Genomic DNA, 13,050 nt, shown 5'->3' on the forward strand with positions numbered 1-13,050 from the left:
GGCCTGTGGCGTTCGCGCCACGGGCCCTTCCGGCATTCGGCCGATCCGGCGCTGCGTCAACTCCGCAGGGGGTCACGGCACCCGTCCGGGTGCACCTGGCTCGCGCCGTCGTCGGGGCGCGCTTCTCATGGGGTGTGATGCGACACACACCATGAGGAGGGACCTCCATGCCCGTAGTCGCCCGTGCTCGTTGGGTCCCCGCCGTTGCGACGTCCGTGGCCCTGGTGGCCACCGGGTGCAGCAACAGTGGCGGAGGAGGCAGTAGCTCGTCGGACGCCGGCAAGACCTTCAGCTACCAGAGCAACGAGCCGCAGAACCCGCTGCAGCCCGCCAACGCGAACGAGGTCGGTGGCGGTCGCATCATCCAGAACCTCTTCAAGGGCCTGGTCGACTACGACCCGAGCAACGCCAAGATCCGGATGCAGGTCGCCGACAGGATCGACACCAGCGACTCCCAGACCTACACCGTCACGCTGAAGGACGGCTGGAAGTTCCACGACGGCACCCCGGTGCACGCCCAGAACTTCGTCGACGCCTGGAACTGGGGCGCGAACCCCGCCAACAACCAGATCAACAGTTCCTGGTTCTCCGACATCGAGGGCTACCAGGACGTCCACCCGGGCTCCGGCCAGCCCACCACGGACAAGCTGTCAGGGCTGACCGTCACCGACGACCTGCACTTCACCGTCAAGCTGAACCACAAGGTCTCGTACTTCGAGTACAAGCTCGGCTACATCGCCTTCTCGCCGCTGCCCGAGGGCTTCTTCAAGGACCCGGCCGGGTACGGGCAGAAGCCGGTGGGCAACGGCCCGTACCAGTTCGTCAGCTGGTCGCACAACACCCAGGTGGTCACCAAGGCCTTCCCGGACTACCAGGGCGTGGACAAGCCGAAGAACGGCGGCATCGTCTTCAAGATGTACACCACGTCCGAGGCCGCCTACGCCGACCTCCAGTCCAACAACCTGGACGTGATGGACCAGGTGCCGCCGTCCGCGCTGGCGACGTACAAGAGCGACCTCGGCGACCGGGCGGTGGACGCCCCGCAGGGCGCCATCCAGAACATCGGCTTCACGCTCTACCAGGCCGACTGGGCGGCGCCGGAGAAGGCCCAGGTGCGCCAGGGCCTGTCGATGGCGATCGACCGGCCGACCATCACCAAGACGGTGCTGCAGGGCTCCCGGGCGCCGGCCAGCGCCTGGGTGGCCGAGGGCGTCCAGGGCTACAAGGCGGGCACCTGCGGGGACTTCTGCACCTTCGACCCCGCCAAGGCCAAGCAGCTGATCCAGCAGGGCGGCGGCGTCCCGGGCAACAAGGTGCTGATCACCTACAACGCGGACGGCGGCCACAAGGAGTGGGTCGACGCGGTCTGCAACTCGATCCGGCAGACCACCGGCGTCGACTGCCTGGGCGACCCGAAGCCCGACTTCAAGACCGCCCGGCAGGCCATCACCACGCACCAGCTCAACGGCGCCTTCCGGACCGGCTGGGTGCAGGACTACCCGCTGAACGCCAACTTCCTGGCCGACGTGTACCGCACCGGTGCCGCGTCCAACGACACCGGGTACAGCAACCCGCAGTTCGACCAGGCGGCGACCCGGGCCGACGAGGCTCCCAGCGTCGCCGACACCGTGACCGGCTACCAGCAGGCCGAGGCCGTGCTGCCGAGCGGCATGCCGGCCATCCCGCTCTGGTACTACCGCACCAACTCGGGCTACTCGACCAAGGTGCAGAACGTGAAGTTCGACTCCTTCGGCAACCCGGCCTGGACGCAGGTCGAGGTCAAGGGCTGAATCCCCGGGCTCTGATCCCCTCGGCCGGCCCCGCCCTTCCCGCACGGAGAGCGGGGCGCGGTCTCCCGGCCTGCCGGCCCGGCCGGTCGGGCACCTAGGAAGGAGGCTCGGATGGGCAGTTACGTGCTGCGGCGGGTGCTGCAGATGATCCCGGTGTTCTTCGGCACCACGCTGCTGATCTTCGTGATGGTCTACACGCTGCCGGGCGACCCGGTGGTCGCGCTGTTCGGCGAGAAGGCCGCCGACCCGTCCGTGGTCGCGAGCATCAAGCACACGTACTACCTGGACCAGCCGCTCTGGAAGCAGTACCTGCACTACATGGGGAACCTCTTCCAGGGGGACTTCGGCACCAGCTTCACCGGTCGTCCGGTCTCCGACATCATGGCGGACGCCTTCCCGGTCACCATCCGGCTGGCGCTGCTGGCCTTCGTCTTCGAGATGGTCGTGGGCCTCGCCCTCGGCGTGCTCTCCGGGCTGAAGCGCGGCAGCATCGCGGACACCCTGGTGCTGATCCTGACCCTGGTGGTGATCTCGATCCCGGTCTTCGTGCTGGCCTACATCGCGCAGACCGTGTTCGCCACCAACCTGGGCTGGGTCACGCCGACGGTGCAGGACAGCTACGACCTCTCCCAGCTGATCCTGCCGGCGATCGTCCTGGGCTCGCTCTCGCTCGCGTACGTCGCCCGGCTCACCCGGACCTCCATCGGCGAGAACCTGCGGGCCGACTACATCCGGACCGCGACCGCCAAGGGACTGCCCCGACGGACCATCATCTCCCGCCACCTGTTGCGCAACTCGCTCATCCCGGTGATCACCTTCCTCGGCACCGACCTCGGCGCGCTGATGGGCGGGGCGATCGTCACCGAGGGCATCTTCAACGTGCAGGGCATCGGCAACGTCCTGTACCGGGCGATCAACCAGAAGGAAGGCCCGACCGTGGTCGGCATCGTGACCGTCCTGGTGATCATCTACCTGGTCGCCAGCCTGCTCGTCGACCTGCTCTACGCGGTCCTGGACCCGAGGATCCGCTATGCCTGACATCCACGACGAGGACTCGTACGAACCGCACCCCAAGCCGGGCGTCTCCCGTCTCGACTACGCGGGAGAGCAGGGCATGGCGGTGGAGCAGGAGACCCTGGTCGAACCCGACGTGGAGAAGCGGGAGGAGGCCCGCAGCCTCTGGGGCGACGCCTGGCGGGACCTGCGCCGACGGCCGATCTTCCTGCTCTCGGTCGTGCTGATCGTGCTGCTGGTGGTCATGGCGATCTTCCCCTGGGCGTTCACCGACGCCAACCCGCGCAGGGCCGACCTGGTGCACGACTACCTCAAGCGGCCGGACTGGACGGACTTCTTCGGCGCCGGCTGGTTCGGCTACGACGCGCAGGGCCGGTCCATCTACGCCCGGGTGGTCTACGGTGCCCGGGCCTCGATCACCGTCGGCATCTTCGTGACCGCCGCCGTCACCCTGCTCGGCGGGCTGACCGGAATGGTCGCCGGGTACTACGGCGGGGCCGTGGACGCGGTGCTCTCCCGGATCGTCGACATCTTCTTCGGCATCCCGCTGCTGCTCGGCGCCCTGGTGCTGCTGAACGCCTTCACCATCCGCACGGTGTGGACCGTGGTGGTCGCCCTGGCCGTCCTCGGCTGGACCCAGATCGCCCGTGTCATGCGCGGCGCGGTGCTGACCGTCAAACAGTCCGACTACGTGGTGGCGGGCCGGGCGCTCGGAGCCGGGACCGGACGGCTGATGTTCCGGCACATCCTGCCGAACGCGGTCGCGCCGGTGATCGTGGTGGCGACCATCGCGCTCGGCGGCTACATCGCGACCGAGGCGACGCTGAGCTTCCTCGGCATCGGCCTGCAGGAGCCGACCATCTCCTGGGGCATCGACATCTCCTCCGCCCAGAAGGTGATCCGGACCGCGCCGTACGTGATGTTCTTCCCGGCCGCGGCACTCTCCATCACCGTACTGGCCTTCATCATGATGGGCGACGCGGTGCGCGACGCCCTCGATCCGAAGCTTCGCTGAGCGAGGGGAGCACATCGTGAGTACAGCGGCGGACACCGCCGAGCGCGAGCGGCGGACACCGTACGAGGGGCCGCTGCTCGACGTGCGGGACCTGCACGTCGAGTTCGTCACCCGGGACGGCGTGGCCAGGGCGGTGAACGGGGTCGACTACTCCGTCTCGGCCGGGGAGACGCTGGCGGTGCTGGGCGAGTCCGGCTCCGGCAAGTCGGTGACCGCCCAGGCGGTCATGGGCATCCTGGACATGCCGCCGGCCCGGATCCCGCGCGGCGAGATCCGCTTCCGGGGCCGGGACATGCTCAAGATGAGCAAGGAGGAGCGGCGGAGGATCCGTGGCGGGCGGATCGCGATGATCTTCCAGGACGCGCTGTCCGCGCTGAACCCGGTGCTGTCGGTGGGCTTCCAGCTCGGCGAGATGTTCCGCGCCCACCGAGGGGTCTCCCGCGCGGAGGCCAAGGCGAAGGCCGTCGAGCTGATGGAGCGGGTGCGCATCCCGGCGGCCAAGGACCGGGTGAACGACTACCCGCACCAGTTCTCCGGCGGCATGCGCCAGCGGATCATGATCGCGATGGCACTGGCGCTGGAACCGGACCTGATCATCGCGGACGAGCCCACCACGGCGCTGGACGTGACCGTGCAGGCGCAGGTGATGGACCTGCTGGCCGAGCTCCAGGCCGAGTTCCACATGGGGCTCATCCTGATCACCCACGACCTGGGCGTGGTGGCGGACGTCGCGGACAAGATCGCGGTGATGTACGCGGGCCGGATCGTCGAGACGGCCCCGGTGCACGAGCTGTACGCGCGCCCCGCCCACCCGTACACCCGGGGCCTGCTGGACTCCATTCCCCGGCTCGACCAGAAGGGCCAGGAGCTCTACGCGATCAAGGGCCTGCCGCCCAACCTGCTGCGGATCCCCAAGGGCTGCGCCTTCAACCCGCGCTGCCCTCGCGCGCAGGACGTCTGCCGGGCCGAGGTGCCGGAGCTCTTCCCGGTCACCGAGGACGACGGGACGCCGCTGGAGGGGCGCGGCAGCGCCTGCTTCTTCTGGAAGGAGACCCTCCATGACCGTTGACGGGGCCGGCACACTCGGCGCGGTGGTGCCGGAGGAGGTCGCCTTCGAGCGGGAGGTGTCGCGCGGCGAGCCGATCCTCGAAGTCCGGGACCTGGTCAAGCACTTCCCGTTGACCAAGGGCGTCCTGTTCAAGAAGCAGGTCGGCGCGGTCAAGGCCGTCGACGGGGTCAGCTTCGACCTGATGCAGGGCGAGACGCTCGGCATCGTCGGCGAGTCCGGCTGCGGGAAGTCCACGCTGGCCAAGGTGCTGATGAACCTGGAACCGGCCACCGGGGGATCGGTCCGCTACAAGGGGGAGGAGATCTCCCGGCTCTCCGGCTCGGCGCTGAAGGCCGTCCGCCGGAACATCCAGATGGTGTTCCAGGACCCGTACACCTCGCTCAACCCGCGCATGACGGTCGGCGACATCATCGGTGAGCCGTTCGAGATCCACCCCGGGGCGGCGCCCAAGGGCGACCGCCGCAAGGCGGTCCAGGACCTGCTGGACGTGGTGGGGCTCAACCCGGAGTACATCAACCGCTATCCGCACCAGTTCTCCGGCGGTCAGCGCCAGCGCATCGGCATCGCCCGGGGGTTGGCGCTCAAGCCGGAGGTCATCATCTGTGACGAGCCGGTGTCGGCGCTGGACGTCTCGGTGCAGGCGCAGGTGATCAACCTGCTGGAGCGGTTGCAGGGCGAATTCAACCTGTCGTACATGTTCATCGCGCACGACCTCTCGATCGTCCGGCACATCTCGGACCGGGTCGGGGTGATGTACCTGGGGAAGCTGGTCGAGATCGGCAGCGACGCGGAGATCTACGACCACGCGACCCACCCGTACACCCAGGCGCTGCTCTCCGCGGTGCCGGTGCCGGACCCGACGGCGCGGGAGACGCGGGACCGGATCGTGCTCACCGGCGACGTGCCCTCGCCGGCCAACCCGCCGTCCGGCTGCCGCTTCCGCACCCGCTGCTGGAAGGCGCAGCAGCGGTGTGCGGTCGAGGTGCCGCTGCTGGCGGCGCCGTCCTGGCTGGACGGGGCGGCGCGGCACGATTCGGCGTGTCACTTCGCGGCGGAGCGCGAGATTGAGCAGAGCGCGGCGGAGCGCGAGGTCGAGCAAGGCGACGGGCAGGGCGACGGCTGAGGGGCCACTACCTGGGCGCGTCCTCGCAGGCGGGGGCGCGCCCTTTCCCGTGACGGAAAAGAAATCTGCCACAGGCTCGCCAAGTGCCCTCCGTTCCTTGATAGTTGCTCTGCGCCCAGCAGTGGACGCCGTGGTGCCGAGGAGGGCTGCTCTGATGGACGCGGTGGAGGTGATCGGCGGTGGTCGGGGGAGTCTGGAGCCCGGGACGCCGCTGCTGGAGGTCGACGACCTGCATGTGGAGTTCCACACCCGGGACGGCGTCGCCAGGGCCGTCAACGGGGTGAGTTACTCCGTCGCGGCCGGGGAGACGCTGGCGGTGCTGGGGGAGTCCGGGTCGGGCAAGTCGGTGACGGCGCAGGCGGTGATGGGCATCCTGGACATGCCGCCGGGGCGGATCACCTCGGGCCGGATCCTGTTCCGCGGCGAGGACCTGCTGACCATGAGTGACAACGCCCGGGGGGCGATCCGTGGCGGGCACATCGCGATGATCTTCCAGGACGCGCTGTCCGCACTGAACCCGGTGCTCAGCGTGGGCTACCAGCTCGGCGAGATGTTCCGGGCGCACCGGGGGGTCTCCCGGGCGGAGGCCAAGGCGAAGGCCGTCGAGCTGATGGAGCGGGTGCGCATCCCGGCCGCCCGCCAGCGTGTCGGCGACTACCCGCACCAGTTCTCGGGCGGCATGCGTCAGCGGATCATGATCGCGATGGCGCTGGCGCTGGAGCCGGACCTCATCATCGCCGACGAGCCCACCACCGCCCTGGACGTGACCGTGCAGGCGCAGGTGATGGACCTGCTGGCCGAGCTCCAGGCCGAGTACAACATGGGCCTGATCCTGATCACCCACGACCTGGGCGTGGTGGCCGACGTCGCGGACAAGATCGCGGTGATGTACGCGGGCCGGATCGTCGAGACGGCCCCGGTGCGGGAGCTGTACGCCCGGCCCGCGCACCCGTACACCCGGGGCCTGCTGGACTCGATCCCCCGGCTGGACCAGAAGGGCCAGAGCCTGCACGCCGTCAAGGGCTTGCCGCCGAGCCTGCTGCGGATCCCGGAGGGCTGCGCCTTCAACCCCCGCTGCGACCGCGCGCAGGACCGCTGCCGCACCGAACTCCCGCCGCTGGCACCGGTGACCAGCGAGTACGGGACGGAGCTGGAGGGCCGCCGCAGCGCCTGCCACTACTGGCGTGAGACGCTGCACGGCTGAGGTGGCGGCCCCAGCCCAGGCCGGCGGCTACTTCACGAAACCGACGTTCTCCCAGACGATGTCGGACAGGCCCTGCGCACCGATGTTGGCGAGGTCGGCGCGGGCCCCGAACAGCTGCGGGCGCTGGTAGAGCGGCAGGACGCCGGCCACCTTCCAGAGCTCGCCGTCGGCCTGGTTGATCGCCTCGGAGGCGGTGGCCGCGTCGGTCGCGGCGGCGGCCCGGTCGAGCGCGCTGTCCACCGCCGGGCTGCCCGCGCCGACGTGGTTGGTGCCGCCGCTCTGGACGAAGTTGGCGCGGTTGCCGCTGGCCGGGAAGGGGGTGCCGAGCAGCGAGTAGGCGGCGATGTCGAAGTCGTTGCGGTTGACGTACTTGTCGAAGAACTCGTTGGCGGGGGCGGTCACCGTGGTGACCTTGATGCCGACGTCCTTGAGCATCCGGGTGGCGTTGGCGGCCTCGGCCTGGGCCGGGGTGACGCCGGCCGGGACGACCATCCGCAGGTTCAGCTCGCGGCCGTCCTTCTTCCGCACGTCGCCGTCCAGCTTCCAGCCGGCCGAGTCCAGCTTGCGGGCGGCCTCTACGGGGTCGTAGCGGGCCAGGCCCAGGGAGTTGTCGCGGTAGCCGTTCTGGTTGGTGACCAGCAGGTGGTTGTTGAGCGGGACGGCGGGCCAGTCCAGGCCGCCGAGGTCGCCGCGGATCACCACGTCCCGGTTGATCGCCTGGAAGACGGCCTGGCGTACGGTCGCGTCGCTGAGCGCGGGGGTGCGGGCGTTCAGGGTGAACTGGCGGAAGTCCGGCCCGCCGGCCCGGCGCACCACCGCACCCTTGGTGTTCCTGATGACCTGGTAACCGGCCACGTCCGGGCCGTTGTTGACGAGGTCGATCTCGCCCTTGGCGAAGGCGGCGGGCATCGCGTCGGGCAGCATCGCGTGGAAGACGATCCGGTCCAGCATCGGTTTGTCGCCCCACCAGGAGGGGTCGGCGACCAGCGTGACGGTCTGGGTGGCGCGGTCCAGCTGCTCGACCTTGAACGGGCCGGCGGTGACCGGGATGGCGTCGATGTAGGAGGTGTTGAACAGATCCGGCGTGGAGATCCGGCCGGCGGGCATCAGCGGGGCGTTGCCGGCGCTGTTGAACATCGACTGCCACTCGGAGAACGGGCGGTCGAAGGTCATCACAGCCTGGAAGTCGTCCTTGCCGCGCTCGACCGCGGAGACCAGTTCGAAGCCGGTGTTGCTGGAGGACTTGTAGGCCGGGTCCCTCCCGTTCAGGGCGCGCCAGTTGGCCTCGATGTCGCGCCAGGTGATCGGGGTGCCGTCGGACCAGTGGGCCTTCGGGTTGAGGGTCCAGGTGACCACCTGCCGGCCGTCCTTGAGGTCGGCGTGAGCCTCCTGCAGGTAGGCCGGGTTGGGGGTCTGGGTGCCGGCCGCGTCCGAGCGGAAGAAGGTCGGCAGCAGCGGTTTGCTGACCGCGACGGTCGAGGACTCGCTGCCGTCGGTGTGGATCGGCGACCACTGGCGGGAGAACTGGGCGATCGCCAGGTTCAGGGTGCCGCCCTGGCGCAACTGGGCCCGGTCGTGCGGGTTGATGTCGATCGAGGTGAGCTTGGGCGACGCGGGGGCGGACGGCAGGGCGCCGGCGCCGCCCTGTCCGGCGGTGCAGGAGCAGAGCGCCAGCGAGAGCGTGACGGCGGTGAGACCGGCGAGCAGGGCCGTCCCGTGGTGCTGGAGGCGGCGGCGCATCGGCGTGCTCCCCGGGGTGGATGTGGCGGATGGTGTGGCGTCACATCTTGCTGACCGGGAGGGGCCGTTGTCGAGGGGCGGGCCCGGATGGTGGGCCCGCCCCTCGCGGGTGCCGGTCGGTCGGACCGCGAACGTGTCAGACCGTGAACTTGAAGGTGCGGTCCTTGTCGCCGGTCTTGTCCAGCACCGAGGTGATGCCGTCGGCGACGTCCTGCGGGGTGATCGTGGCGACCTGGCCGTTCTTCTTGACCTTCACCTTGTCGAACGCGGTGCCCAGTTGGGCGGCGAGCGCGTCGAGGTCCCACTTGGGCACGATCTTGCCGGAGGCGTCCGGGACGAGCGTGAGCGCCTTGGCGGCGGTCTTCGGGCCGAAGTCCCAGGACTTGGCGCCGGCCAGGACGTGGACCTTGCCGGCGGCCACCTGCTTGCCGAGGCTGTCGGCGGCCGCCTGGAGGGCCTGGGTGGAGATCTTCGGCTGGGCGGCCGTGACGGTGAGGGCGATCGGCTGGTCGGGCTTGCCGTCGGCGCGGTCGCGGTAGGCCTGCGCGATCACCTCCAGGGCGCTCGCCGAGTCCACCGCCTGGCCGGCCCGGCCGGGGACGACGATCGGCTCGCCGCCGGGGTCGCCGAACTTGACGTAGCCCTCCTGGAGACCCTGGCCGGAGCCGGCCGCGAGGCCGTCGAGGGCGGCCTTGAGCTTGGCCTTGTCGACCTTGACCTCCGGGGCGACGGCCTTGGTGCCGCCCTTGAGCGACTTGATGACGTCGACCGGGTTGTAGCTGTGCTGGGCCAGGCCGTCCACGGTGGCGGTGGTGTCGAAGCTCAGCCCGGCGACCGTCGGGTCGAGGTCCACGGTCTGGTCGCCGATCTTCAGCTTGAGCGGCTGCTGGCCGGCCTTGCCGACCGACTCGTCCAGCTGGTGGATCGCCTGGTCGCGGCTGCTGCCGCCGATCTCGGCGCCGAGCACCACGGTGCCCTTGGGGACGTCGGACTGGTTGAGCATCAGGCCGGTGCCGTACGCGGCGGCGCCGAGGAAGAACACCGCGCCGACGCCGTAGACGCCCAGCTTGACCAGCTTCTTGCCGGCGCCGCCGCGCTTGGCCTTGGCGGGGGCGGCGGGTTCGGCCTTCGCCGTGGCGGGGGTCGGCGCGGGGGCGGCCTTGGCACCCTGGGCACCCGTGGCGGCCTCGGCGCCTTCGGGGCGGGGGCCGGGGGCCGGGGACGGCAGCGGGGTGACCGCGGTGGCCTCGGGGTCGCCGCCGGGCTGCGGGGCGGTGCCCGGCGCGCCCGGGAAGAGGGCGCCGGGGCCCGCCGGGGTGGCGAGGGCGTCCTGGCCGGGGGCGGTCGGGCGCTGGGTGGCGAACGGGTCGGTGCCGGTCGGGGCCGAGGCGAACAGGCCCGGCTGCGGATGGCCGTCGGCGCCGCGCGGGGCGCCGTTCAGGGGCTGGCCGGATATCGCGGTGGGCGGCGGGGTGTTGTCGCGGACCGGCGCGAAGCCGTCGACCGAGGTGTCCTCCGGGTTCGGCCCGGCGGCCGGCCCGGCCTGCGGGCCGCGCGGCCGGCCGTTGCGCTGCTGCCCGTTGCGCTGCTGACGGTTCTGCTGCGCGGCGTTCGGCTGCCCGGCCTGCTGCCCGCCGTCGCGCTGGGGGCGGCCGCCGTGTGCGCCGGCGTCCGGGACGGTGGTGCCGAACGGGTCGGCGACCGGCGCGAAGGGATCGGCGGCCTCGTACACGCCGGGCTCCTCCACCGGGGCCTCGGCGCGGTACGGCGCGGCGGGCGCGGCCGGGTTCGGCTGCTTGCCCTGGGCCGCCATCGGACGGCCGTTCGGGGCGCCGCTGGCACGGGCGGCCCGGCCCGCGGCCGGACGGGCGCCGCCCTGCGGGCGCGGCTCGGCGGCGGTGCCGGGTGCGACCGGGGCCTCCGTCGCGCTCGCGGCGCCGGCCGGCACGGCGGCCGGGGCGGGCTCGGCGGCGGGTGCCTTCTTCTGGCGCGGCCGGAACCAGGCACCGGTGGACTCCGACTCGGAGGTGGCCGGCGGGATCGGCGGGATCTGCCACTCCGGCGGCAGGGCCGGCGCGGCGGCCTGGCGGCCGCCGTCGTCCATCACGCCGAGGACGGGCGAGGCCGGCGCGGAGCGGTGTCGCGGGCCGCCGGGCTCGGCGGCGGCCGGGGCGTCATCGCCCGGACCGTCCTCGTTCTTGACGGTGCTGCGGACGACGACCGGCGGGATCGGACGCGAGCCGGGGATGTTGATCCGGACCCGGGTGGTCAGGGTGGTCTCGGTCTTCGGACCGTCGTCCTCGCCGCCCGACGCGGTGCCCGGTCCGGCGTCGGTCCGGTCGCCGCCGGGGAGCCCCGGCGTGCCGTAGGGCGGGGTGCCCGACGGGTAGGCGTCCGGACCCGTGCGCCGGGGCGTCGGGTGGGCGTTGTCAGATTCGCGGCTGCTCAATGCTGCTCTGCTCCGGGTTCGCGGGGGGCCGTGCGGCGTGACCGCGGTTCGTGGTCGCCGGGCCTTGACTGGGGCGGGCGGCGGTCGGGTACGGCGTTCTGCGGGACCACCATACTGGGAAGAACTGAGCGACGAACGGCTTCGGACAGATCCTGATACGTCCGGTTCCTCCGGTATGAGAGTAAGGCCGTACGCTCCTGACTGCGCGTCGTACGCGGTACCGTACGCCGTGCACGACCCAGGTCAGCGCGGGGGGCCGGGCACCCCGGGGAACCAACTGGTGCGGGTGGGCAGAGTGGCGCAGATCACGCCCAGTACCGAGCCGGCGAACAGCCAGGCCAGCGAGGTGGCGTTGGACCACAGCACGTTGTCGCCCTCGGGCCGGGGCACGATCAGCAGCAGCATCGCCAGGAACCAGCCGGCCACGGGCACGCCCGCGCCGAGCCGGGTGCCGGTGACCCGCAGGCCGCCGTAGAAGGTGGCGGCGGTCGCGGCGAGCGCCAACAGGACTCCCGCCGGCGGCCACAGGGCCTGCACGAAGGATCCGCAGATCGACACCGCGACGCCGAGCAGGAAGAACAGGGCATAGGCTGCGATCCGGGCGGCGCGCGGGGGCTGGGGCTCGGCCAGCCGCTCCTCACGGGTGCCGAGGACGACGGCGGCCGGCGGACGGCGCGGCGGCCGGGCGGCGGGCTTGCTCATCGGGCGTCCTCCCCGGCGTGTGCGGCGTCGAGCACGAGGCCGGCGAACAGGTCGTCCTCCGGCTCGCCGGGCCCGGCCTGGCCGTGCACCAACTGGTAGTACTCGGTGGCGAACAGCGGCTGGGCGAGGTCGTTGGAGAGCGCGAAGAAGGCGCCGTCCACGGTGATCTGAGTGGCGTGCGCGGCCATCGCGGCGGCCTTGCGCCCCGCGTGTGCGGAGCCGTCCAGCACGGTGGTGACCGCCTCGTCGTCGACCACGCCGGGGATGTCGGCGGGCTGTGCGACGCCCGGGAAGGACGCCTTGGCGGCGGCCTCGGCGAGTCCGGCCTCGATCACCGAACGGGGCATCCGGTTCCAGTACACCTTGGCGGTCCGCCAGGCCGGGCCCAGCTCCGGCCGGTGCGCCGGGTCGGCGGCCAGCTCGTACGCGCGCATCGCGACCCGGTGCGCCTGGATGTGGTCCGGGTGCCCGTAGCCGCCGTTCGCGTCGTACGTGACCAGCACCTGTGGGCGCACCTCGCGGATCACCGCGACCAGGTGGCCCGCCGCCTCCTCGACGTCCGCCTGCCAGAAGCAGCCGGGCGCGTCGTTCTCGGGCACGCCCATCATCCCGGAGTCGCGGTAGCGCCCCGGGCCGCCGAGGAAGCGGAAGTCGGTCACGCCGAGGGCGCGCATCGCCTCGGTCAGTTCGCCGATCCGGTACGCGCCGAGGGTGTCGTCCCGATCGGCTGTCAGGTGGGCCAGCTCCGGGGGGATCACCTCGCCGCCTTCGCCGAGGGTGCAGGTCACCAGCGTGACCCGGGCGCCCTCGGCGGCGTACCGGGCCATGGTGGCGCCGTTGCCGATCGACTCGTCGTCGGGGTGCGCGTGCACCAGGAGGAGGCGGCGGCCGGTAGTCGCGGTCATGGGAGGAAGCCTAGGGCCTGCCGCCGAACTCCCGCAGAC

At 71.5% G+C, this 13,050-nt stretch carries 10 protein-coding genes; 6 read left to right on the forward strand and 4 right to left on the reverse strand.

The features are described 5' to 3' along the window. Nucleotides 1-167: 167 nt before the first annotated feature. From ACFU7Y_RS26540 to ACFU7Y_RS26565, 6 genes are all read left to right on the forward strand, one after another. Nucleotides 168-1,790 (forward strand): ABC transporter substrate-binding protein, encoded by a 1,623-nt coding sequence (locus ACFU7Y_RS26540; protein WP_224279955.1) that lies wholly within the window; start codon nucleotides 168-170, stop codon nucleotides 1,788-1,790. Between the two features lie 111 nt (nucleotides 1,791-1,901). After that, nucleotides 1,902-2,828, forward strand: a complete 927-nt coding sequence (locus ACFU7Y_RS26545; RefSeq protein ID WP_224279953.1) for an ABC transporter permease — start codon at nucleotides 1,902-1,904, stop codon at nucleotides 2,826-2,828. Nucleotides 2,829-2,904: 76 nt separating this feature from the next. Next, nucleotides 2,905-3,819, forward strand: coding sequence for an ABC transporter permease (locus ACFU7Y_RS26550; RefSeq protein WP_224279968.1), 915 nt, complete (start codon nucleotides 2,905-2,907; stop codon nucleotides 3,817-3,819). Between the two features lie 16 nt (nucleotides 3,820-3,835). Beyond that, entirely contained in the window at nucleotides 3,836-4,888 is a 1,053-nt protein-coding gene (locus ACFU7Y_RS26555; RefSeq protein ID WP_224279951.1) for an ABC transporter ATP-binding protein, read from the forward strand. Next, a complete protein-coding gene (locus ACFU7Y_RS26560) occupies nucleotides 4,878-6,011 on the forward strand; it encodes an ABC transporter ATP-binding protein (RefSeq protein ID WP_224279949.1) in 1,134 nt (377 codons plus the stop codon). Before ACFU7Y_RS26555 ends, ACFU7Y_RS26560 begins: the two co-directional genes overlap by 11 nt. 154 nt (nucleotides 6,012-6,165) lie before the next feature. After that, nucleotides 6,166-7,215, forward strand: coding sequence for an ABC transporter ATP-binding protein (locus ACFU7Y_RS26565; protein ID WP_380769875.1), 1,050 nt, complete (start codon nucleotides 6,166-6,168; stop codon nucleotides 7,213-7,215). 27 nt (nucleotides 7,216-7,242) lie between these two features. Here ACFU7Y_RS26565 and ACFU7Y_RS26570 read toward each other — a convergent pair whose 3' ends face one another. The 4 genes from ACFU7Y_RS26570 to mshB form a co-directional block, all read right to left on the reverse strand. Continuing rightward, nucleotides 7,243-8,955: an ABC transporter family substrate-binding protein gene (locus ACFU7Y_RS26570; protein WP_380769876.1), complete on the reverse strand. Its 1,713-nt coding sequence runs from the start codon at nucleotides 8,953-8,955 to the stop codon at nucleotides 7,243-7,245. Between the two features lie 136 nt (nucleotides 8,956-9,091). After that, the gene (locus ACFU7Y_RS26575; protein ID WP_380769877.1) at nucleotides 9,092-11,404 is read right to left on the reverse strand and encodes a hypothetical protein; all 2,313 of its coding nucleotides are present in this window, start codon (nucleotides 11,402-11,404) and stop codon (nucleotides 9,092-9,094) included. A 243-nt stretch (nucleotides 11,405-11,647) separates the two neighbouring features. Next, nucleotides 11,648-12,106 carry a DUF6113 family protein gene (locus tag ACFU7Y_RS26580; RefSeq protein ID WP_380769878.1) on the reverse strand — a complete coding sequence of 153 codons (459 nt, stop codon included), beginning with the start codon at nucleotides 12,104-12,106 and terminating at the stop codon, nucleotides 11,648-11,650. Next, nucleotides 12,103-13,011 (reverse strand): N-acetyl-1-D-myo-inositol-2-amino-2-deoxy-alpha-D-glucopyranoside deacetylase, encoded by a 909-nt coding sequence (mshB, locus tag ACFU7Y_RS26585; RefSeq protein WP_380769879.1) that lies wholly within the window; start codon nucleotides 13,009-13,011, stop codon nucleotides 12,103-12,105. Before mshB ends, ACFU7Y_RS26580 begins: the two co-directional genes overlap by 4 nt. Nucleotides 13,012-13,050: the final 39 nt, after the last annotated feature.

The organism is Kitasatospora sp. NPDC057542 (assembly GCF_042801945.1).
Lineage (GTDB): Bacteria > Actinomycetota > Actinomycetes > Streptomycetales > Streptomycetaceae > Kitasatospora.

Coding starts and splice junctions, on each gene's coding strand:
- mshB (WP_380769879.1), bottom strand. CDS start 13,011: ATGACCGCGACTACCGGCCGCCGCCTCCTCCTGGTGCACGCGCACCCC.
- ACFU7Y_RS26545 (WP_224279953.1), top strand. CDS start 1,902: ATGGGCAGTTACGTGCTGCGGCGGGTGCTGCAGATGATCCCGGTGTTC.
- ACFU7Y_RS26540 (WP_224279955.1), top strand. CDS start 168: ATGCCCGTAGTCGCCCGTGCTCGTTGGGTCCCCGCCGTTGCGACGTCC.
- ACFU7Y_RS26580 (WP_380769878.1), bottom strand. CDS start 12,106: ATGAGCAAGCCCGCCGCCCGGCCGCCGCGCCGTCCGCCGGCCGCCGTC.
- ACFU7Y_RS26560 (WP_224279949.1), top strand. CDS start 4,878: ATGACCGTTGACGGGGCCGGCACACTCGGCGCGGTGGTGCCGGAGGAG.
- ACFU7Y_RS26570 (WP_380769876.1), bottom strand. CDS start 8,955: ATGCGCCGCCGCCTCCAGCACCACGGGACGGCCCTGCTCGCCGGTCTC.
- ACFU7Y_RS26550 (WP_224279968.1), top strand. CDS start 2,905: ATGGCGGTGGAGCAGGAGACCCTGGTCGAACCCGACGTGGAGAAGCGG.
- ACFU7Y_RS26565 (WP_380769875.1), top strand. CDS start 6,166: ATGGACGCGGTGGAGGTGATCGGCGGTGGTCGGGGGAGTCTGGAGCCC.